The organism is Pseudomonas sp. P5_152, assembly GCF_033989915.1.
Lineage (GTDB): Bacteria > Pseudomonadota > Gammaproteobacteria > Pseudomonadales > Pseudomonadaceae > Aquipseudomonas.
Map to the genome: position 1 here is coordinate 643,255 of NZ_JASFAH010000002.1, position 21,013 is coordinate 664,267.

The 21,013-nt window shown below is 62.5% G+C and carries 17 protein-coding genes; 2 read left to right on the forward strand and 15 right to left on the reverse strand.

Annotated elements, in window-relative coordinates; genetic code table 11:
• The first annotated feature begins 59 nt into the window (after positions 1–59).
• A complete protein-coding gene (locus tag QMK50_RS02735; protein WP_095169868.1) occupies positions 60–1,451 on the forward strand; it encodes an aldehyde dehydrogenase family protein in 1,392 nt (463 codons plus the stop codon).
• 62 nt (positions 1,452–1,513) lie between these two features.
• Here QMK50_RS02735 and QMK50_RS02740 read toward each other — a convergent pair whose 3' ends face one another.
• The 15 genes from QMK50_RS02740 to QMK50_RS02810 all read right to left on the reverse strand — a co-directional run bounded on the left by QMK50_RS02740 (position 1,514) and on the right by QMK50_RS02810 (position 20,340).
• Positions 1,514–3,865, reverse strand: coding sequence for a hypothetical protein (locus tag QMK50_RS02740; RefSeq protein ID WP_320332471.1), 2,352 nt, complete (start codon positions 3,863–3,865; stop codon positions 1,514–1,516).
• Between the two features lie 149 nt (positions 3,866–4,014).
• Positions 4,015–4,338, reverse strand: coding sequence for a helix-turn-helix domain-containing protein (locus QMK50_RS02745; RefSeq protein WP_095169866.1), 324 nt, complete (start codon positions 4,336–4,338; stop codon positions 4,015–4,017).
• Positions 4,339–4,830: 492 nt separating this feature from the next.
• Positions 4,831–5,559: an amino acid ABC transporter ATP-binding protein gene (locus QMK50_RS02750; RefSeq protein WP_095169864.1), complete on the reverse strand. Its 729-nt coding sequence runs from the start codon at positions 5,557–5,559 to the stop codon at positions 4,831–4,833.
• Entirely contained in the window at positions 5,556–6,242 is a 687-nt protein-coding gene (locus tag QMK50_RS02755) for an ABC transporter permease subunit (RefSeq protein WP_320332472.1), read from the reverse strand. The genes QMK50_RS02750 and QMK50_RS02755 overlap by 4 nt, the downstream gene beginning before the upstream one ends.
• 2 nt (positions 6,243–6,244) lie before the next feature.
• Complete coding sequence (locus tag QMK50_RS02760) at positions 6,245–6,973, reverse strand: amino acid ABC transporter permease (protein ID WP_159996577.1); 729 nt, start codon at positions 6,971–6,973, stop codon at positions 6,245–6,247.
• 122 nt (positions 6,974–7,095) lie between these two features.
• Positions 7,096–7,995 carry a transporter substrate-binding domain-containing protein gene (locus tag QMK50_RS02765; protein ID WP_095169861.1) on the reverse strand — a complete coding sequence of 300 codons (900 nt, stop codon included), beginning with the start codon at positions 7,993–7,995 and terminating at the stop codon, positions 7,096–7,098.
• 55 nt (positions 7,996–8,050) lie between these two features.
• Entirely contained in the window at positions 8,051–9,253 is a 1,203-nt protein-coding gene (locus tag QMK50_RS02770; protein WP_095169935.1) for a pyridoxal phosphate-dependent aminotransferase, read from the reverse strand.
• A gap of 317 nt (positions 9,254–9,570) precedes the next feature.
• The gene (locus QMK50_RS02775) at positions 9,571–10,983 is read right to left on the reverse strand and encodes an aldehyde dehydrogenase family protein (protein ID WP_159996581.1); all 1,413 of its coding nucleotides are present in this window, start codon (positions 10,981–10,983) and stop codon (positions 9,571–9,573) included.
• A gap of 10 nt (positions 10,984–10,993) precedes the next feature.
• On the reverse strand, positions 10,994–12,037 hold the full coding sequence (locus tag QMK50_RS02780; protein ID WP_320332473.1) for a homoserine dehydrogenase: 1,044 nt from the start codon (positions 12,035–12,037) through the stop codon (positions 10,994–10,996).
• 620 nt (positions 12,038–12,657) lie between these two features.
• Positions 12,658–13,095: an Lrp/AsnC family transcriptional regulator gene (locus QMK50_RS02785; protein WP_320332474.1), complete on the reverse strand. Its 438-nt coding sequence runs from the start codon at positions 13,093–13,095 to the stop codon at positions 12,658–12,660.
• The gene (gene thrC, locus QMK50_RS02790; RefSeq protein WP_320332475.1) at positions 13,092–14,486 is read right to left on the reverse strand and encodes a threonine synthase; all 1,395 of its coding nucleotides are present in this window, start codon (positions 14,484–14,486) and stop codon (positions 13,092–13,094) included. The genes QMK50_RS02785 and thrC overlap by 4 nt, the downstream gene beginning before the upstream one ends.
• A gap of 16 nt (positions 14,487–14,502) precedes the next feature.
• Positions 14,503–15,393, reverse strand: coding sequence for a LysR substrate-binding domain-containing protein (locus QMK50_RS02795; protein ID WP_095169856.1), 891 nt, complete (start codon positions 15,391–15,393; stop codon positions 14,503–14,505).
• A 59-nt stretch (positions 15,394–15,452) separates the two neighbouring features.
• The gene (locus tag QMK50_RS02800; RefSeq protein WP_159996587.1) at positions 15,453–16,883 is read right to left on the reverse strand and encodes an amino acid permease; all 1,431 of its coding nucleotides are present in this window, start codon (positions 16,881–16,883) and stop codon (positions 15,453–15,455) included.
• Positions 16,884–17,026: 143 nt separating this feature from the next.
• Entirely contained in the window at positions 17,027–18,304 is a 1,278-nt protein-coding gene (locus QMK50_RS02805; RefSeq protein ID WP_320332476.1) for a cystathionine gamma-synthase family protein, read from the reverse strand.
• Between the two features lie 176 nt (positions 18,305–18,480).
• Complete coding sequence (locus tag QMK50_RS02810) at positions 18,481–20,340, reverse strand: ABC transporter ATP-binding protein (RefSeq protein ID WP_320332477.1); 1,860 nt, start codon at positions 20,338–20,340, stop codon at positions 18,481–18,483.
• Between the two features lie 125 nt (positions 20,341–20,465).
• Between QMK50_RS02810 and QMK50_RS02815 the strand changes: the two genes are divergently transcribed.
• Positions 20,466–21,005 carry an adenylate kinase gene (locus QMK50_RS02815; RefSeq protein WP_320334484.1) on the forward strand — a complete coding sequence of 180 codons (540 nt, stop codon included), beginning with the start codon at positions 20,466–20,468 and terminating at the stop codon, positions 21,003–21,005.
• Positions 21,006–21,013: the final 8 nt, after the last annotated feature.

Below are 21,013 nucleotides of genomic sequence, written 5' to 3' on the forward strand. Positions count from 1 at the left end.
TTTTCAGCAGTCAAGCGCCAGCGTAGCCTGCATCTATTCCCACCCAGCAGGACGGTGCCATGACCCAGATTTCCAGCCTCACCCATGCCCTTTCGATCAACCCCGCCACCGCCGAGCAGATCGGCCACTACCCTTATGAGTCCGCGACTGAACTGGATGCGGCGCTGGCCCGGGCCAGTGCCGGGTTCGCCACCTGGCGCCGTACCCCGCTCGCCCAGCGAGCCCAGGCCTTGATTGCCCTGGCCCAGGCGCTACGCGACAACGCCACGAGCATGGCCCGGATGATCACCCTGGAAATGGGCAAGCCGCTGACCCAGGCCCGTGGTGAAATCGAAAAATGCGCCCAGCTCTGCCTGTGGTACGCCGAACACGGCCCGGCCATGCTCGCTGCCGAGCCGACCCAGGTGGAAGGCGCCAAGGCGCGCATCGAGTACCGCCCGCTGGGGCCGATTCTCGCGGTGATGCCGTGGAACTTCCCGATCTGGCAAGTCCTGCGCGGCGCGGTTCCAGCCCTGATCGCCGGCAACACCTACGTACTCAAACATGCACCGAACGTGATGGGCAGCGCCTACCTGCTGCGCGATGCCTTGCGCCAGGCCGGGTTTGCCGAGGGTGTGTTCGAAGTCATCAACGTCACGCCGGACGGCGTCTCCAGTGCGATTGCCGATCCCCGGATCGCCGCCGTGACCCTGACCGGCAGCGTGCGCGCCGGCATGGCCATCGGCGCCCAGGCCGGTGCGGCCTTGAAAAAATGCGTGCTGGAACTGGGGGGCAGCGATCCGTTCATCGTGCTCAACGACGCCGACCTCGATGAAGCGGTCAAGGCCGCAGTGCTCGGCCGCTACCAGAACACCGGGCAAGTCTGCGCAGCCGCCAAGCGCCTGATCATCGAACAGGGCGTAGTCGAGGAATTCACCCGCAAGTTCGTCGAGCTGACTCGCCAACTGGTGGTCGGCGACCCCTTGGCCGACGCAACCTACATCGGCCCGATGGCACGTGTTGACCTGCGCGACGAGCTGCACGAGCAGGTGCGCGAGACCCTGGAGCAAGGCGCGACCTTGCTGCTGGGTGGCGCCAAGGCCGAAGGCCCGGGCAACTACTATCCGCCGACGATTCTGGCCGACGTCACCGACCAGATGACCGCCTTCCGCCAGGAACTGTTTGGCCCGGTGGCGTCGATCATCACCGCCCGCGATGCCGCCCATGCACTGGCGCTGGCCAACGACAGCGAGTTCGGGCTGACGGCGACTGTCTTCAGCCGCAACCTGGAACTGGCCCGGCAACTGGCGGACGAACTGCAAACCGGTGGCGTGTTCATCAACGGCTACAGCGCCTCCGACCCTCGCGTGAGCTTCGGCGGCGTGAAGAAAAGTGGTTTTGGCCGCGAACTGTCGCACTTCGGCGTCCGCGAATTCTGCAACGTCCAGACCGTGTGGCTGGATCGCCGCTGAGGGCAGCAAAAAAACCGGGAGCACCAGGCTCCCGGGTTTTTAGCGGTGCAAGGGGCTAACGATCAGTCCTGATCCTGGTTCAAGGCTGAGCCAAACACCCCGTGGTAGAACTCCCCGACCCAAGGGCCGAACTCCGGTCCGTAGTTCTGTTGCAGGTCGATGTTGTACTGGCTGAACACACCATTGACCAACTGCGGCTCATTGATCATGAACCAGGGTCCGCCGCTGCCACCCGCCGTCAACTCATCGTGCTTGACCACGATGGACGGCGCGGCACTGGCCACCTGACTGCCAATGCTCTGCCATGGCACTTGACCGTCGAACGGGAACAGCACCGTGGCTTGCCCCGGATAACCGGTGTTCCTCCAGCAACCGGCAACCATGCCCCACTGCAAGCCCACCCAACCGACCACATCCCCTACTCCGCGGCCATCGGGGCCGGGTTTGACCTTGCAAAAACCCAGGTCCCAGGCCGGGCTCTGGGTGCTCTCCCAGGCTGTCGGCCAATTCCAGTTCTCCACTTGCCAGCCACCGTAAGGGGCGTTGCCGTTTTCATAGGCGGGGACGAAATAGAGATTGCTGGCTTGATGCCCATCGAGCAGCAGGCAGTGGGCCGCCGTCAAGATCCCGGATCGATGCACCACCACCGCCGACGCGGTGCACGGCCTGCCATTCATATCGAAGAACAGCTTGCCGACGGTACGCTGCGGGTACTCATGCAGGTGCTGAACCCGCGAAGTATCTGGCCCCAGGTGCACACTCAAGCTGCCCGCAGACGGCGGTGTCCCCCCGGCCAACAGACTGTTGGCGTCGCCGCCGACGATCGACCGGCCAGCCTCCGGCAGCGGGTATTCATCCAGCGCGTGAGTGGAGCGATCCAGTGGCTGTGCGCTGGCCGTGCGTTCGGCGGTCCACAGCGCGGCAAGGTCTTCGAGCGATGTGGTAACGCTCGCGGAAAAGTCCTGGGCATGCACGGCGGTGGCCAGCCATGGGCCCACCGGGTAGAGGTTGGCCTCCACCAGGTACCAGACGATGTTCCAGCTGTAGCCTCGGTCGTAGTCGCTCTTGACGAACACATCGCCGCTACTGCGACCGATTACCTGCTCGCTGACTTTGTGCCAGTCGCCGCCCGTGCCATCGTCCCAGTTGCAGATGATGTCCCAGCCGACAATCACCTTGGTCGAATCACGGAAGGAGAACACGTGTTTGTTCCAGCCGATCCGCCATTTCGCCTCGACATGGTCCGAGACGCTCTGGATGTTGATCCCCGGCAGGTCGCCTTTCTGGAACCCGAAGCTCCAGCGCACCGTGCCCTTGTCGGCGTCGAAGTTCTGGTCCTTCTTCGGCTCGTTTTTTCCCGCCGCGACCACCTGGGTGTAGAACACCTGGCGGTTGTTGATCTCGCGCAGGCCGTTGAGCAGGCGATTGGTTTCATCGGTTAACAACTCGATCATTTTCGAGTCTTTGGGCAAGGAGGCTTGCTGCGCCTGGATTTTCGATTCCAGCCGGTGGTACGGCTCCTCGACCAGGCGTCGGCCGAAGTCCGGGCAGCTACTGAACAAGGCGCGCGCCAGCCAGAAACGGTTGTAGAGAAAGCTCAGCTCGGAAAACACCACCGGGCTGACCGGCACTTCGCCGGAAATCGACGGGTCGATCACTCGATAGTGCTGCAGGTAGGTTTCCAACTGATTGGCTTGCAGCGACTGGTTGAACCACGGCAGCAACTCGGTGACGATGGTCTCGGCGGTCCAGCCCGTTTTCGGTGGCGAGGGGATCGCGCTGTTGACCCCGGTGGCCTTGATCCGCACTGAGACGCTGGCGTTGTGTTCCTTGGAGATTCTCTCGAAGCTGGCGCTGCCCTCGGTACTGAACACCTGGGGCACATCGGCGGCCATCGCGGCGGTGAACTTGTTGCGTTGCTCGGCGCTGGAAAAACGGCACTGGTAGATCGCATACAAGGATGAACCGGCCCTGTAGCCTGCGACAAAATAGTCGCCGTACTTGCTGCGAAAATCCTCGCCTGGAGTCACGTTCAGTTCGTTCTTCTGCGCCAGCGCGTACTGGCTCTCCTCGATCGACACCTGGGCCACCAGTGTCACACTCAGCTCGGAAACCGCCATCTCGTTGAGGAACGAGGTACTGGCCGAGACATTCACCCCCTCAAGGTTGTAGGCGGCCTTCACCGAGCCGGAAATCATGCTCTGCAGGTCGCTCTCGGACTGCACCAGTGAATAGATGAATTCCGTCGACTTCTGCCCCGCCGGGGTCACCGTGAACGGCTTGACCGCCGAGGCACGCAATTGACCGGTGATGGCATCGACACCCAACCCGAGCTGGTAGCTCTTTTGCCACGGCTGGCCCACCACTGTGGTGTTGAGCAGGGAGGTCACCGGATTGCTTGAGATCTGTTTCATGGGTCGTTCTCCTTAACAGTTTGAACCGCACAATCGTCACTGGCGCCCGACACCCTTGCGGTGCACTTAGCGCGTCACCACCCTGGCAAGCTTGTGCCAGGCCCACAAGCAATGGCGCATGCGTGCTGCGCACTTCGCGTGCGTGGTGCTCAGTAGCCGCTGGCAGGGTCTTGAAGAACACGGATCAGGTGCGCACGTGCCCGGTCACACAGATCGGGGAAAGGCTGCTCGACCGGCCATGGCGCCGGCTCTCGGTGCTGCTCCATGCCACCGCGCCCCAGCAGCAGCCAGTCTGCCGATACGTCCAGGTACTCGCACAGGGCGATGACATTGGCCAGGGTCATGGGACCGCCCTGGCACCAGCGCGATACCGCGCTTTCGCTAACCCCCATGGCGGCAGCCAGCGCGTAGTGTTTGTTGATGTGGCGTTGCCCCATCGCCTTGCGGATACGTCGTCCTCGATTCAGTGGCATGTCAGCCCCTCTGCAATGAATATCCTGTAGGGAAATCTGGCACAAAAGCCAAGCACCAGTGAGCGATCGCAGGGGGAACTGTGCGGCAGCTAGCAAAGCGCGGGGGGAGACAGCAAAAAAACCGAGGGGTATCAGCTAATTTCGAGCAGTTAAACGATGCCGGGCCTTGTGGGAGCAGCCGGGCGGCGTTCCGTTTGCTCGCGAAAAACGTCAACGATAACGCGTGCATTCAGAATAACCGCGGCGCTCTCCAGACCATCGCGAGCAGGCCGCAAGCGGGCGCTCGCTCCAACATTAAATTTGCTGAGTGTCTGCAAAACCTGCGGGCGGCCAAGCTCACTGTAGGAGCGAGCTCGCGAAAAACGTCAACGATAACGCGCACATCCAGAATAACCGCGGCGTTCTCCAGACCATCGCGAGCAGGCCGCAAGCGAGCGCTCGCTCCTACAGGGATTGCGCCGGGCCTTGTGGGAGCGGCCGGCGTGCAACGCCTTAGTGCTGGAGGATTTTCGAGAGGAAACTGCGGGCCCGGTCCGAGCGTGGGGCGCCGAAGAACTCTTCGGACTTCACGTCCTCGATGATCTCGCCGCCATCCATGAACACGATGCGGTCAGCCACTTTGCGCGCGAAGCCCATTTCATGGGTCACGCACATCATGGTCATGCCCTCGCGGGCCAACTGGACCATGACGTCCAGCACTTCGTTGACCATCTCCGGGTCGAGCGCCGAGGTCGGTTCATCGAACAGCATGGCGATCGGGTCCATGGCCAGGGCCCGTGCAATGGCGACCCGCTGTTGCTGGCCGCCGGACAACTGGATCGGGTACTTGTGCGCATGGCTCTTGAGCCCGACGCGTTCCAGCAGGGCCATGCCCTTTTTGGTCGCCGTGTCGCGGTCGCGACCCAGCACCTTGATCTGCGCCAGGTTGAGGTTGTCGATGATGCTCAGGTGCGGGAACAGTTCGAAATGCTGGAACACCATGCCAACCCGCGCACGCAGTTTCGGCAGGTCGACACCCTTGCCCGTGACAGGCTGGTTCTCGATAAAGATCTCGCCTTCCTGCACCGGCTCCAAGCCGTTGACGCATTTGATCAGGGTGCTCTTGCCGGAACCGGATGGCCCGCACACCACCATCACTTCACCACGCGAGAGCTCGGTGGTGCAGTTCTTCAGGACCTGGAAGTTGCCGTACCATTTGCTCAGGTTTTTCATCTGGATCATGCGGTTCTCCCTACATTTCTTTTCAAGCGCTTGGTCAGGCTGGAGAGCAAGTAGCAGATCACCAGGTAGACCAGGGCCACGAACAGGTACAGCTCCACCAGGCGCCCGTCACGCTGGGCGAACTTGCTGGCCGCGCCGGTAAAGTCGGCGATGGACAGCACGTACACCAGTGAGGTGTCCTGGAACAGGATGATGGTCTGGGTCAGCAGCAAGGGGGTCATGCGGCGCAGCGCCTGAGGCAGGATCACGTAGATCATCGATTGCGCCGGACGCAGGCCGAGGGCGGCCGCGGCCTGTCGCTGGCCGCCACTGATGCTCTGGATACCGCCACGAATGATCTCGCTGTAGTAGGCCGCCTCGAACATGCAGAAGGTCACGAAGGCGGTGACCACCGGGCCGATCTGCACCGGGCGTTCGGTGCCGAAGGCCATCTGCAGGAGCAAGGGCATCAGGAAGTAGAACCAGAAGATCACCAGCACCAGCGGGATGCTGCGCATCACCGTCACATAGCCCAGGGCAAAGCCGCGCAGCACGCGGTTGTGCGACAGACGCATGAGGGCCAGGAAGGTACCGGCGACGATGCCGACCGACATTGCCACCAGGGTCAGCAGCAGGGTGAATTTCAGGCCATTCCACAGGGCCGGCATGGCCCGGACAATGACGCTTGGGTCTAGATCAAACATGACTACCTCGTCGCGCCGCGAATGGCCAGGGAACGTTCGATGTGACCCATGACAAAGGTCACCAGCAGCGAAATCACCACGTAGATCACGGTTGCGGCGGTGAACGCCTCAAAGGTGTTGAACGAGTACTCGCTGACGTTGCGCGCCTGCGCGGTCAACTCCATCAAGCCGATGGTCAGGGCCACCGATGAGTTCTTCAGGGTGTTCAGGGCCTCGGAGGTCAGCGGCGGGAATACCACGCGGATCGCCTGGGGCAACAACACCTGCAGGTACATCTGGGTCGGGCGCAAGCCCAGCGCCAGGGCCGCACCCCGCTGCCCGCCGGCAACCGACTCGATACCGGCCTTGAACAGCTCCGACAATTTGGCCGAGGTGAACAGGGTCAGCGCCACCACGGCACTGAAGAACGAGGGATAGGGCAAATCCTGCTTGAGGTAATCACCCATCGACACCGGCAGTAACTCGGGCACCACGAAGAAGCAGATGAACATTTGCACCAGCAGCGGGATGTTGCGAAACACCTCGGTGTACAGGTTGCACAGCCATACCAGTGGCCGCAGCGTACTGGTGCGCAGGGTGCCGACCAGGCCACCGATCAACAACGCGAGGATGAACGCGACCAGGGTGGTCGCCAGGGTCCAGCTGGTGCCGGTGACCAGCCAGTGCAGATACGACGAAGTTTCTCCGGGAGCGAAATCCCAGAACACGCTCCAGTTCCAGTTGTAATCCATCAACCACCAACCTTTAAGAAAAAGCACAACGCTTGCACGCTGGACACGCTCTCCCCTGCGCAGGAACTGGCAAGCCAGCGCCCGCGCCTTGAAAAGCGCCTCAGCTCATTGGCAAACCGGCATCAGACGCCGGTGTCGTTCGGGTGCGCGATGGCTTGTTTCAGCGCTTCGCTCATCGGCAGGTTGATCACGGCATTCTTCGGCGGGATCGGCTGCTCGAACCATTTCGGGTACTGGGTATCGATCACGCCAGTACTGTAGAGGTTGCGCAACACGTCATCGGCAAAGGACTTGAACTGCGGGTCGTTCTTGCGGATGCCGATGGCATAGGGTTCGGCGGACATCGGCTCGGGCAGCAAGGTGTAGGCATCCGGGCTGCGGCTTTGGGCGATGGTTGCCATCAACTGCACGTCGTCGTTGATGTAGGCCACGGCGCGCCCGGTTTCCAGCATCAGGAAGGCTTCGCCACCGTCCTTGGCATTGAGGATTTTCAGGCCCAGCTGTTTTTCCCGGTCCAGGTTCTTGGTGATCCACTCGCCGCTGCCCCCGGTAATCACCACCACCGCCTTGCCCTTGAGGTCGGCGACGCTGTTGATGCCGGCGGTCTTCTTCACCGCGTACTTGGCGCTGGCCACATAGCTGGTGAGCAGGAAGCCGATCTGTTTCTGGCGCTCGACGGTGTTGGTGGTCACCCCACATTCCAGGTCGATGGTGCCATTGATCAACAGTGGCGTACGGGTCGCCGCGACAACCGAGACGTACTCGGTCTTGAGGCCCGGCTCGCCCACCTTGACCTTGATCTGGTCGACGATTTTCTGGCACAGCTCGATGCTGTAGCCGATCGGTTGCTGGGCATCGTTGAGGTAGGAAAACGGCAACGAGGCGTCGCGGTAGCCGAGGGTGACGGTGCCCGATTCCTTGATTTTCTTCAGGGTTCCTGTGAGGTCGTCAGCCTGTGCAACGCTGGTGCCCAGACAAGCAGCGACGACTAGGGCAAGCAGCTGTTTCTTTTTATCGAGCATGGGGATCTCCGACTATTGTTATGGCAGCTTTGGCACAGCGAAAGGGCGAAGAACTTCAGCGCAAGGCATCCAGCGCTTCGCGGATACGAACGACAGCTTTTTGTAGGTTTTCCCGGGAGGTGGCGAACGACAGCCGGAAGTACCCCGGCAACCCGAACGCCAACCCCGGCACGACGGCGACACCGGCATGGTTGAGCAGATAGGCCGACAACTCGACGTCATCGCTGATCACCTGCCCGTCCGGGCTGACCCGACCGAGCAGCTGGCTGCACTCGGGGAAGGCATAAAAGGCCCCTGCCGGTGCGCTCAGGCGCAAGCCGGCGCACTGGCGCAGACCGTCCACCAACAGACGACCGCGCGCGGCGTACTCGGTGGCGCTGTGCTTGACGAAATCCTGCGGGCCTTGCAGCGCGGCGCGCGATGCCTCCTGGGAAATCGCGCTGGCGCCTGAGGTGCTTTGCGACTGGATCTTGCTGATCGCGGCGATCAGCGCCTTGGGGCCGGCGGCGTAGCCGATGCGCCAGCCGGTCATGGCATAGGCCTTGGCCACGCCATTGATCAGCAGGGTGCGCTCACGCAACTGCGGACAGGCATTGGCGAAGGACACGAACGGTTGGTCGGCGAGCAGCACGTGCTCGTAGATTTCGTCGGACATCACCAGCACATTGGGAAAGTCTTCCAGCACCTTGCCCAGCGCTTGCAGCTCGGCGAGGGAGTAGATCGCGCCGCTGGGATTGGACGGCGAGTTGAGGACCAGCCAGCGGCTCTTCTCGGTCAGCGCGGCCTGCAGCGCCTCGGCGGTCAGCTTGAAGCCGACCTCGATGCCACAGGCAATCACCTGCGGGCTGCCGCCATTCAAGGTGACGATATCGGAATAGGAGACCCAGTACGGCGCGGGGATGATCACCTCGTCACCGGCTTCCAGGGTGGCCATGAAGGTGTTGAAGATCACCTGCTTGGCGCCGTTGCCCACGGTGATCTCGTCGACGCTGTAGTCCAGGCCATTCTCGCGCTGGAACTTGCTGACGATCGCCTGGCGCAAGGCCAGGGTGCCCTGGGGCGCGGTGTAGCGGGTATGGCCGTCACGCATGGCCTGGCAGGCCGCGTCGATGATGTGGGCCGGGGTATCGAAATCCGGTTCACCCAGGCTCATGTCGACAATGTCGCGACCCTGGCTGGCCAGCTCCTTGGCACGCATGGAGATAATCATGCTCGGAGAAGAAGAGATCTGCTTGACGCGTTGACTTTCAAAACTCATGAAATGCCCGCCTTCCATGGAGGTCCGCTGAAGATCATGGAGGATCGTCAAGCGCCTCGCTGTTGTTGTACGACGTAGTATGACATGCGTTTTTCTGATTTCGCAATCGCCAAGTGCCAGTGTTTTTTTTCCACGCAAAAAAGCCCGTCATCCCACGATAACCAGTGGTTATCGTGGGATGACGGGCCTGATGGGTCTAGATGAGGGTGATGGCAGCGCTAGGTTCAAGCAGAATAAAATCGCTGCCTGGGTTGCTTAACCCCGAAAGAGGTACGATGACTTAAAGGCATCTTCCGGGAACTGAGACCTTCCAGCACCTAGGCCGGCGTGTTGAGGCACACCACCTTGGGCTGGGTCATTTCCTCATAGGCAAAGCGCACCCCTTCGCGTCCCAGGCTGCCGTACTTGGAGCCGCCGAACGGCATCGCATCGAAGCGGTAATCCGAGGAGTCGTTGATCATCACCCCTCCCGCCTCGATCCGCCGAGCAGCGCTCATGGCCGTGGCCAGGTTACCGGTGAAGATCCCTGCGTGCAGGCTGTACTCCGGCTCGTTGGCCAGCGCGATGGCCTCATCGAAACTGTCGAAGGGTTGCAGGACCACCACCGGGGCAAACACTTCATCGCGCCACAACCGGCTGGCGTGATCGACATTCTCCAGCACCGTTGCCGCGTAGCAGGAACCTTGGCGGCGATGACCGCAGAGCAGCGTGGCGCCCTCGCGCAAGGCTTCGTTGACCACCTGCTCGGCATTCTGTGCGGCCTGCGGGGTGATCATCGGCCCGATATCAGTGCTCGCCAAGGCAGGATCACCGGCGACCAGCGCCTCGGCCTGGCGCACGAAGCCTTCGCGAAAGGCCTCATAGACCGACGCCTGGACCAACAGGCGCTGGGTGCCGATGCAGTTCTGCCCGGCCGCCCAGAACGCCCCGGACACACAACTGTCGATCGCCGCCGGCAAGTCGCAGTCGCCCATCACGATCACCGGCGCATTGCCGCCCAGGTCCATGGCCAGCTTCTTCAGGCCGGCGGTGCGGGCAATCTTTTCGCCGGTGACGAAGCCGCCGGTGAAGGAAATCATCCGCACCTCGCGGGCGGCCACCAGCGCGCGGCCCAACTCGGCCCCACCGGTAGCGACCGTGACGACCGCCTCCGGCAGCCCGGCTTGCACCAGGTAATCCACCAGGCGCAGGGCCGACAAGGGCGCCAACTCCGAGGGCTTGAGGATCACCGCATTGCCCCCGGCAATCGCCGGGCCGAGCTTGTGCGCCACCAGGTTCAGTGGATCGTTGTACGGGGTGATCGCGACGATCAGGCCCAACGGCTCACGGGTGAACCAGCCCTGGCGTGACTCGGAGCCTTCATAGGCATCGAACGGCACCACTTCGCCGGCGTTGCGCTTGGCCTCCTCGGCCGACAATTTGAGGGTGTTGACGCAGCGCTTGACCTCTTTTTGCGCCTGCACTTGGGTCTTGCCGGCTTCCTCGACAATCAGCCGGGCAAAGCCCTGGGCGTCGCGCTCGATGGCCAGCGCGGCCTGCTCGAGAATCCGTGCGCGACGATGGCGCGGCAGCGCGGCGCAGAGGCGCGCGCCATGCCGGCCCTGCTCCAGCAGCTGCGGGACCTGGGCCGCATCCACCTTGACAACCGTGCCGACGACGCTGCCGTCAAACGGGTTCAACACATCGATGTGCGGTTCAACAACCGCCAGGGCCAGACGCGATAGGTTCACAGGCTTTCTCCTAGTGGGTGACCACGGATTGGTGCAGGCTGATGATGTCCGACAACAACGCGTATGCAGTTTCCATGCGCCCGGCGCCCGGCCCCGAGACCGTCACTGCACCGAGCAATGGGCTGGTGAACGACACGGCGTTAGTGGCGCCGCTGATCGCGGCCAATGGGTGGTCGTTGCGCAGCAGGCGCGGTTCGACCCGCGCACTGACCGAGCCGTCGGCCTGACGCGTGGCGGCGCCAATCAGCTTCCAGCGCGCACCCTCCTGGCGGGCCTTGGCGATGTCGTCCAGGGTCAGGGCGCTGATGCCCTGGCAACTGACATCGCTGACCTGCAGCTTGGCGTCCAGCAATTCATTGGCCAGGATCACCACCTTGAGGCGCACGTCGTAACCTTCGACATCGGCGCTCGGGTCGGCTTCGGCGTAACCCAGTTCCTGCGCCTGGCGCACCGCCTCGGCAAACCCCAGGCCGCCTTCCATGCAGGTCAGGACGAAGTTGGAAGTACCGTTGAGAATGCCCTCGAAGCCGTTGATCGCACTGCCGGCCAGGGTCTGTTTGGCCAGGCGGATCACCGGTGTGCCGCTCATCACCGAACCTTCGTATTCAAACGCCACCTTGTTGCGCAGGGCCAGGGCCTTGAGCTCGGCACCGTGCAGGGCAATCGGCCCCTTGTTGGTGGTCACCACATGCTTGCCGGCCTCCAGGGCCCAACGGCAGAACGAGGTAGCAGGCTCGCCATCCACTGGATTGGTGAAGGTCGCCTCGGCGATGATGTCTGCCCCCGAATCCTTGATCACCGCCTCATTCAAGGCCTCGACCGTGCCACCAGGCAGCTGGGCCAAAGCCCCCTTGACTGCCGGCAACCGAGCCAGCACTCCAGCGTCCAGGCCTTCACGGCCAATCAGCGAACCCAGAAACAAGTCAGTCACCCCGACAATCTTGAGGCTGAAACCCAGCTCGGTTTTCCAGCCTTCATTACGCTCGGCAATCAGTTGGGCCAACGCCCGGTTGACACCACCGAAGCCGACCAGCGCCAGTTTGTATTCAGTCATTTTGTTATTGCCCTTGATCCGGAAGATGGGTTGTTGGGCTCTAGATTAGGCGGCGGGCCTGGGCAGTGAAATAGGCCAATTTGCTCTATTTCCTGAGCGTTTTGCCCAGGGTTTGCGCAATTTCACACGCCGTTGCGGGGGGCTCCCAGAATGGGGTTTTGGGTGTTCGCAGATTTTGTGTGGGAGCGGGCTTGCCCGCGATGGCGGTGGGGCAGGCAGTATCGCGATTTGGATGGGCCGGCCTCATCGCGGGCAAGCCGCAAGCGGGCGCCCGCTCCCACAATGGTTTTGGCTGTTCACAGATTCTGTATACACCACATCAAACCTGTGGGAGCGGGCTTGCCCGCGATGGCGGTGGGTCAGGCAGTATCGCGGTTGGATGGGCCGGCCCCATCGCGGGCAAGCCGCAAGCGGGCGCCCGCTCCCACAATGATTTTGGCTGTTCACAGATTCTGTATACACCACATCAAACCTGTGGGAGCGGGCTTGCCCGCGATGGCGGTGGGTCAGGCAGTATCGAGGTTGGATGGGCCGGCCCCATCGCGGGCAAGCCGCAAGCGGGCGCCCGCTCCCACAGTGATTTTGGCTGTTCACAGACTCTGTATACACCCCGACTCGCCCTAGACCACCGACGACAACACAAACGAGGTCACGGTGTTTTCCACCCCAGGCAGTGCCGAAATCTGCTTCCAGACCTTGTGCACCCGCTCAGGACTGGCGGCGCCGACGCGGAGCATCAGGTCGAACTCACCGCTCATCACATCGCACTGGATGACTTCCGGGATCGCTCGCAGCGCCTCCAGCACCTCGGCCCCACGCATGCGGTCGTAGCGGTAGACAAAGATCACCGCATTGATGTGCGAGGCGCCGGAATGCCCCTCCCCCGTGCGCACCGTATACCCCTGGATCGCACCGTCGCGCTCGAGTCGTTCGATGCGCTGGCGCACGGCATTGCGCGACAGGTTGACCTTGGCCGCCAGCTCCGCATGGGCGGCCCGGGCATTGAGCCGCAGCTCGGCGATGATGCGCTCATCGAGGGGATCGAGAATACGTTTCACCGGGCCTCCCAAGGCAGCGCGCCCAGGCGCTGGCGAAGTGTTTGCAGATCATCCGCCTCGATCCGAGACGCCACGCCGCCGCCCTTCTCCACCACCGGGGCAGGCATCATGGGCAGGACGATCCCCAGCTCGGCGAGCAACTGCGCCGACTTGCCGGGAGCGATCTCGCCCAGGGTCACCATCGGCGCCACCAGGCTGCGGCGATAGAGCCGGGCCGCGAGCACCCCGGTCGCCGTGTGGGGGTCGATGACGTAGCCGGTGTCGCGGTACAGCGCGCTGATTTCCTGCACCGTCTCGGCATCGCTGACCGCGTAGGAGTCAATGATCATCCGCGCCTGTAACCAGCACTCGTTGGCCATGCGCATCTCGCCAGTGGCCTCGAACCCGGCCATCAGCGCACTCACCGCCTGGCCATCTTGCCCATACAGCGCCCAGAGCAAACGTTCGAGGTTGGAGAAAATCGACAGGTCCATGGCCGGCGACAGGGTCTGGTTGGCGTGCGACCGGCAGTAGTAATTCTTCAGGAACAGCTGGTGCAGCGCGTCATTCTGGTTGGTCGCGACAATGATCTGGGTAATCGGCAGCCCCATCTTCTGTGCGATGTACCCGGCATACACCTGGGCAAAGCTCGCCGCCGGCACGCTGACGCCGATGGGCCGCTGACCGCCACCCAGTTGCAACACCCCGTGGAAATAGAACACCAGTTGCGCCAGCACACTGACCCAGTTGCTGGAGTTGAAGCTGACCGCCTGCAAGTCGGCGCACGGCCACTGCTGGAATAGCTGACTGACCAGGGTCTGGCACTGATCGAAGCTGCCGTTGACCGCGAACCTGTGGACCCTGGGCCGGTTCACCGCCTGCAACTGCTGCCACTGCTGCGGCGCCACGCCAGTCTGCGGGTAAAGCAGCACCACTTCGGCTTGCGCGCAATGCTTGAATGCCTCGATGGCCGCCAGCCCGGTGTCGCCATTGGTGGCCCCCAGCACCACCGCCCGGCGCTGGCGTTTGCGCAAGAAGTGCTGCACCAGCTGCGCCTGCAGTTGCGCGGCAAAGTCCTTGGAGGAACCCGTGGGCCCGTGGAACAGCTCCAGCACCCACTCATTGCGGTCGACCTGGTGCAGGGGCGCTATCGCACGATGACTGAAACCGCGGCAGGCAGCCTTGAGCAATGGGCGTAAATCCGCTTCGGCAATCGCCTCACCGATAAACGGCTGCAACACCCGCCAGGCCAGTTCGTCATAGGCCAGGGTCGACCAGTTGGCGATATCCTGCGGGCTGAAGTGCGGAAGGTCGACGGGGACGAATAGCCCCCCATCGTCGGCCAGTCCGGATAACACGACCTTTTCAAAGTCAGCCTCTACGGCCGAACTGCGGGTACTGACATAACGCATGGTTGGCTCCGGCCATTCATTTGTGACGATGTGCCTGCTCCACCAGCCAGGTGGCAAACATGATCGCGTCGGGGTGTTCGTCGGTGCCGGCACCGCGCACCAGGTAAAACGACTCGCTGGCTTCGATGCGCTGGGCGAAGGGTTCCACCAGGCGCCCGTCCTCGAGCATCTCGAGCACCATCGAGGAGCGGGCCAGGGCAATGCCCTGCCCCAGCTCGGCCATGCGCAAGGTCGAGATCAGGGTGTCGAACTGCATGCCGGTCGAGGAATCGACGCTGTCGGCGCCAACCATCTTCAACCAGTAGCCCCACCCTTCTTCGTAGCCCAGCACGTGCAGCAGCGGATGCTGGGCCACGTCGGCCGGGACCTTGAGCGGCGAGCGCGCCATCAGCGCTGGCGAGCAGACCGGGAACAGGCTGTCCCAGGTCAGGCGCTGCGCCACCAGGCCGGGCCAATGGCCGTGACCCCAGCGAATCTCCATGTCGTCCTCGCCGTCCAGTTCCTTGACCCAGATATTGCTGATGTAGCGGATGTCGACATGCGGATGGGCCTGGCGGAACCCCACCAGCCTGGGCGCCAGCCAGTGCACGAAAAACGACAGGCTGCCGCGCACCTTGATCGGCCGGCGCTTGTGCTGGCCGAAAATTTCGTTGGTGCCCACCGCCAGCCGGGTGATCGCGTCCTGCACCACGGGCAGGTAGGCCTGCCCTTCCTCGGTCAACCCCAGGCCACGAGGCAAGCGCTTGAACAGCGCCACCCCCAGATGGCTTTCGAGCTGGCGGATCTGCTGGCTGACGGCGCCCTGGGTGAGGAACAACTCGTCGGCGGCGTGGGTGAAGTTCAGGCAGCGGGCTGACACCTCGAAGGCCCGCAACCAGTTCAACGGGGGTAAGGTTTTTTGCTTCATGGCCTGGACCTCTGTGACACCCCCGCACCGAGCGAACCTGCCCAGCCCGCCGACGGTTACTAGAACGCATCGGACGGTTGTGCCAAGGGGGCAAGCGCCAAGCGGCGCTCACGGCTTTTGCGGGTAATGTAATACACGAAGTAGCACCAGGCGATGAAGGGCAAGCCGAAGTACAGGGCCACGCGCTGCTCAGGGTCGAAGGCGATCCCGATGCAGGCCAGGCTGCAGCAGACCAACGCCCCCAAAGGCACCCACGGATAACCGCGGACCCGGAACTTGAGGTCGTGGATATCGCCGCCGTTGGCCACGTAGTGTCGACGAAAGGCGATCTGGCTCGCAGCGATGCTCATCCAGACCACCACCACGGCCAGCCCGGAGATCGATACCAGTGCCAGGTAGATGGTGTCGGCGGCAAACACACTGCTGAGCAGCGAGGCGGCGCCCCCGGCCATGCTCACGATGATCGCGTTGAGCGGCGTGCCCATGCGGGTCAGGGCCGAGAATTGCTTGGGCAGGTGTCCCTGGTCGCTGAGGGTCCAGAGCATCCGCGAGGCGGCGTACAACCCGGAGTTGGCTGCCGACAGCAAGGCCGTGATGATCACGAAGTTCATGATGTCGGCGGAGTACGGAATGCCGATGTAGGTGAACACCGTGACAAACGGACTCTCCACCAGCCCGGCCTGCTCACGGGGCAATAGGGTCGCGAGGACAAAGATGGTGCCGACAAAAAAGATCGCCAGGCGCAGCACGGTGGTGCGGATGGCCCGCGGCACGTTGCGTTGCGGGTCTTTGGTTTCACCGGCGGCGATGCCGATCAACTCGGTGCCGGAGAAGGCAAAGGCCACCGCCAGCAAGGTCATGGCAATCGGCATGAAGCCGGTGGGGAACAAGCCTTCACGGGTGAAGTTGCCCAGGCCGATGCTGTGCACCTGGTCGATGTTCAACAGGCCGAGAATCGCCCCGCCGCCAATCACCAGGAACACCACCACCGTTATCACCTTGATCAGCGACAACCAGAATTCAGTTTCGGCAAACAGGCGCACCGAAATCACGTTAGTCAGGAACACCACCCCGGCAAACAGGGCACTCCAGATCCACACCGGAGTGTCCGGGAACCAGCGCGTCATGAGGATGCCGGCGGCGGTGAACTCCGAACCGATGGCCACCGTCCAGGTCAGCCAGTAGAGCCAGGCCACCGTGTAGCCGGTGCCCGGGCCGAGAAAGCGCGTGGCGTAGGTGCTGAAGGAGCCGGTTTCCGGCATCTGCACCGCCAGTTCGCCGAGGCACATCATGACCATGTAGACCATCAGCGCGCCAATGATGTACGCAATCACCGCGCCCAGCGGGCCGGCCTGGTTGACGGTGTAGCCAGAGGTGAGGAACAGTCCGGTGCCAATCACGCCGCCCAATGCCAGCATGACGATGTGGCGGGTCTGCATTTCCTGTTTGAAACCGGAACGCGGGTCGAGTTGTTGTTCTTTTATGGACATGGTTGTTCTCATGAAAGGGGTTAGGGCACGCACTGGCGCCTGCGCTCGGTTGCCCGGCAGAGGCGCACCCAGGTTTTATTGTTATGGCTCTTCATGAAGTCCCCACGGACGGTCTCGCCGTGGGGCTGGTGATCCCTCACTCGTCAGCCTGCGACCTCGGCGCTCGACGGATTGCAGGTAACACGCGCCATCGACGCGCTTTGCTCCTCCCGAGTGCGCCGGACATGGGCAAACGCCTGCTGCAGATCCGCCAGCAGGTCATCGGTGTCTTCGATGCCGACCGAGACCCGCACCAATCCTTCGCTGATCCCCAGGGCGAGACGCTCCTCCAGGGTGTTCTCGACATGGCTGGTGGTGCGGGCCGGGCCGTAGATGGTTTCCACCGCCCCCAGGTTGCCCGCGCAATGGGCATACCGCAGGCGTGGCAGCAGCACCTTGACCGTGTCCATGCCCCCCACCAGCACGAAGCTGACGATGGCGCCAAAACCGCGCATCTGCGCAGCCGCGACACTGTGGTTCGGGTGGCTGGGTAACCCGGGGTAGTTGACCGATTCCACCAGCGCTTCGCTGCACAGGTAGTCCGCCAGGACGCGGGCGCTGTGCTGCTGTTGGCGCATGCGCAGCACCAGGGTCTTGATGCCACGGATGATCAGGTAGGCCGAGAATGGGTCGAGGGACGCACCGTTGATTTCCCGGTAATGCCGGACCTGCGCCATCAGGGTTTCGCTGCCGCACACCAGGCCGCCAAGCACGTCGCCATGGCCGCTGAGAAACTTGGTCGCGCTGTGGATCACCACATCCACGCCCAGCGCCAGGGGGTTCTGGTTCAGGGGGGTGGCGAAGGTATTGTCGGCCACCACCAGCGCACCGACACGCTTGGCCGCGGCGACCAGGCGCTGGATGTCGAGAATTTTCAGGGTCGGGTTGGTCGGCGTTTCCAGGTACAGCACGCGACAGCCCTTGGCGATTTGCGCTTCGATCTCGGCGTGATCGAAGGTTTCGCACAAGGTCACTTGAACGCCCATGCGCGGCAGGAATTCTTCGAAGATTTTGTTGGTGCCGCCGTAGCTGTCCTTGGTCGACACCACCCGGTCACCGTTGGCCAGGAAGGTGTAGAGCACACTGCTGATGGCCGCCATGCCGCTGCTGAACGCCACCGCGGACTCGGCCTGTTCCAGCTGGCGGATCTTCGCTTCGAGGGTCTCCACCGTCGGGTTGCTCATGCGACTGTAGATGAAGCCTGGGGCCTTGCCCAACGCCACGTCGTACCAGACGTCGATGTCGTCGTAGGCATAGGCGGCACTGGCAACGATCGGCGTTTGCGTGGCGTTGTAGGGATGCCCGCCCTGCTCCCCGCCCCAGACCGCACGGGTCCCCGCACCGGCCTGGGTGAGTCCTGCGCTGTCAGGTTTTTTATTCATAGAGACTACTCGCACTAAGGATGGCGAGCGTTCAGCCACTCACCGGGTATGGCGGCCAATATAGGGAAATACGCCGCCCCCGAGAAACGATGGAATCGGTGGCAAAGGGGCGGTTTTTTTAATGGCTGGGGGACGGGCTGTACGGTCAGGCGCCCCCCTGCGGCGCCCATTCAGGCTCACACCTGATCCATAGCCTCGACCACGCCGCTGTCCTCCCCCAGGAACCCGCCACTTTGATGCTGCCACAGCCGCGCATAAACGCCGTTCTTGCCGAGCAGTTCGGTGTGGGTACCTTCTTCGATGATGCGTCCGTCATCCATGACAATGAGCCGGTCCATGGCCGCAATCGTCGACAGTCGATGGGCGATGGCGATTACCGTCTTGCCTTGCATCATTTCATCGAGGCTTTCCTGAATAGCCACTTCGACTTCCGAGTCCAGCGCGCTGGTGGCCTCGTCCAGCAGCAGGATCGGAGCGTTCTTGAGCATCACCCGGGCAATCGCGACGCGTTGGCGCTGGCCGCCGGACAGCTTGATGCCCCGCTCACCCACCAGGGTGTCGTAGCCGGTGTGGCCTTGTCGGTCACTCAGTTGGTTGATGAACCCATCGGCCTGGGCATTGGCCGCGGCGCTGCGGACCTGCGCGTCGGTCGCATCGGGACGGCCATAGGCGATGTTGTCGCGAATGGAACGATGCAGCAGGGAGGTATCCTGCGTGACCATGCCGATGGAGGCACGCAGGCTGTCTTGTGTCACCTTTGCGATGTTCTGGCCGTCGATGCGAATCTCCCCGCGGTCGACGTCATAGAAACGCAGCAGCAAGTTGATCAGCGTGGACTTGCCAGCACCAGAGCGACCCACCAGGCCGATTTTTTCACCGGGGCGAATGTTCAGGCTCAAGCCATCGAGCACCTGGCGTTCGCCACTGTAGTTGAAGCTGACCTTATCGAAGGTGACCGCGCCACCGCTGGTCACTAGCACGCCGGCATCTGGCGCGTCCTGCACCTTGGCGCCCTGGGTCAGCGTCGCCATGCCATCCTGTACGGTGCCGATGCTTTCGAACAGCGAGGTCATTTGCCACATGACCCAGTTCGACATGCCGTTGATACGCAATGCCATGGCAATGCTTGCCGCCACGGCACCCGCGCCGATCTCGCCCTGATGCCATAGCCACAGGGCATAACCCCCTGCCGCCATGATCAACGCCACCACCAGTGCCTGGTTGACGATATCGAACAGGCTGACCAGGCGCATCTGGCGAAAGCCGGTTTGCTTGAAATCCTCCATCGCTGCACGCGCGAAGTGCGCTTCACGATTGGAGTGGGAGAATAGTTTCACCGTCGTGATGTTGGTGTAGGCGTCCGAGATACGCCCGGTCATCATCGACCGCGCGTTGGCTTGTTCCTGCCCGACTTTCCCCAGACGAGGCACGAAGTACAGCATGGCCAGGCTGAACAATACGACCCAGGCAACAAAAGGCAGCATCAGCTTCAGGGCGAAGCCGCCGGCCAGGGCGATGATCGCAATCAAGTACACGCCGATCCCGGGGGCGATCTCGATAAGGGTAAACAACACATCGCGCACCGCTAGCGCAGTTTGCATCACCTTGGTCGTGACTCGACCGGAAAACTCATCGGAAAAAAAAGACAGGCTTTGCCGCAGCATCAGGCGATGGAAGTCCCAGCGCAGGCGCAACGGCAAGTTGATCGCCAATATCTGGTGCTGCACCATGGTGCGCAGCGCGACCAGGACGACACTGGTCACCATGACGATGCCCATGCCCCACAACACGCGACTTTCCTGCGCCGCCGCTGCACCGCCTGCCTGCCAGGTCGAGAGCAGGTCCACGACCTGCCCGAGGAAGTAGAACAACCAGGCTTCGTAGATCGACACACCGGCACTCAGTAGCGCCAGCGCCAGGATGTAACCACGAGCACCCCGCGTACAGGCCCACAAAAAGCGAGCCAAGCCGGCGGGTGGCGGTGGCACCTCATCTGGAGGAAAGGGGTCGAGCCTTCGTTCAAACGCACCCAGCATGGTGATCTCCAAAACCATCCAGTCTAGTCCGTTCGACAAAACACGAGAAGCCTGGCGGTTTTTCGAGCGGCGGTTATGGGGTATCTTGCCGACCTCAGAACCGGCTGGTATTCATGGAGGAACAATTGCGGATCTACATTACCGGTGCGTCGTGTGCGGGCGTGACCACATTGGGGCAAAACCTCGCAACCCTGCTGGGTGTTCGGCAGGTCGATGTCGATGATTTTTTCTGGATGCCCACCAACCCTCCGTTTACCACCAAGCGACCTGCCGACGAGCGCGTGTCATTGATCCAGCAGGAGTTCGCTGACGAAGATTGGCTGCTGACCGGTTCTTGTTTGGGTTGGGGAGATGCGCTGATCCGCCAGGTCGATCTGATTGTGTTCGTTGCAACTCCAACGCCGGTTCGTCTCGAACGGCTGGCCACCCGGGAACAGCAGCGCTTTGGCGATCGCATCGCACCCGGTGGCGACATGCATGAGATACACGTGGCCTTTCGGGAATGGGCTGCGCAGTATGACAACCCGGACTTTGCAGGACGCAACCGAGCGTGGCACGAGGCGTGGTTATCCAAACAAACGGCTCCGGTCCTGCGGATCGACGGGGCCAACAGTGCTGAACAGATGGCAGCGGATGTGATTGCTGCATTGTCGCAAGTATCGTAGTCACTCGT

Excerpts from the sequence above, each read along its gene's own strand:
- QMK50_RS02735 (WP_095169868.1), top strand. The coding sequence starts at position 60 with ATGACCCAGATTTCCAGCCTCACCCATGCCCTTTCGATCAACCCCGCC.
- QMK50_RS02740 (WP_320332471.1), bottom strand. The coding sequence starts at position 3,865 with ATGAAACAGATCTCAAGCAATCCGGTGACCTCCCTGCTCAACACCACA.
- QMK50_RS02745 (WP_095169866.1), bottom strand. The coding sequence starts at position 4,338 with ATGCCACTGAATCGAGGACGACGTATCCGCAAGGCGATGGGGCAACGC.
- QMK50_RS02750 (WP_095169864.1), bottom strand. The coding sequence starts at position 5,559 with ATGATCCAGATGAAAAACCTGAGCAAATGGTACGGCAACTTCCAGGTC.
- QMK50_RS02755 (WP_320332472.1), bottom strand. The coding sequence starts at position 6,242 with ATGTTTGATCTAGACCCAAGCGTCATTGTCCGGGCCATGCCGGCCCTG.
- QMK50_RS02760 (WP_159996577.1), bottom strand. The coding sequence starts at position 6,973 with ATGGATTACAACTGGAACTGGAGCGTGTTCTGGGATTTCGCTCCCGGA.
- QMK50_RS02765 (WP_095169861.1), bottom strand. The coding sequence starts at position 7,995 with ATGCTCGATAAAAAGAAACAGCTGCTTGCCCTAGTCGTCGCTGCTTGT.
- QMK50_RS02770 (WP_095169935.1), bottom strand. The coding sequence starts at position 9,253 with ATGAGTTTTGAAAGTCAACGCGTCAAGCAGATCTCTTCTTCTCCGAGC.
- QMK50_RS02780 (WP_320332473.1), bottom strand. The coding sequence starts at position 12,037 with ATGACTGAATACAAACTGGCGCTGGTCGGCTTCGGTGGTGTCAACCGG.
- thrC (WP_320332475.1), bottom strand. The coding sequence starts at position 14,486 with ATGCGTTATGTCAGTACCCGCAGTTCGGCCGTAGAGGCTGACTTTGAA.
- QMK50_RS02795 (WP_095169856.1), bottom strand. The coding sequence starts at position 15,393 with ATGAAGCAAAAAACCTTACCCCCGTTGAACTGGTTGCGGGCCTTCGAG.
- QMK50_RS02800 (WP_159996587.1), bottom strand. The coding sequence starts at position 16,883 with ATGTCCATAAAAGAACAACAACTCGACCCGCGTTCCGGTTTCAAACAG.
- QMK50_RS02805 (WP_320332476.1), bottom strand. The coding sequence starts at position 18,304 with ATGAATAAAAAACCTGACAGCGCAGGACTCACCCAGGCCGGTGCGGGG.
- QMK50_RS02810 (WP_320332477.1), bottom strand. The coding sequence starts at position 20,340 with ATGCTGGGTGCGTTTGAACGAAGGCTCGACCCCTTTCCTCCAGATGAG.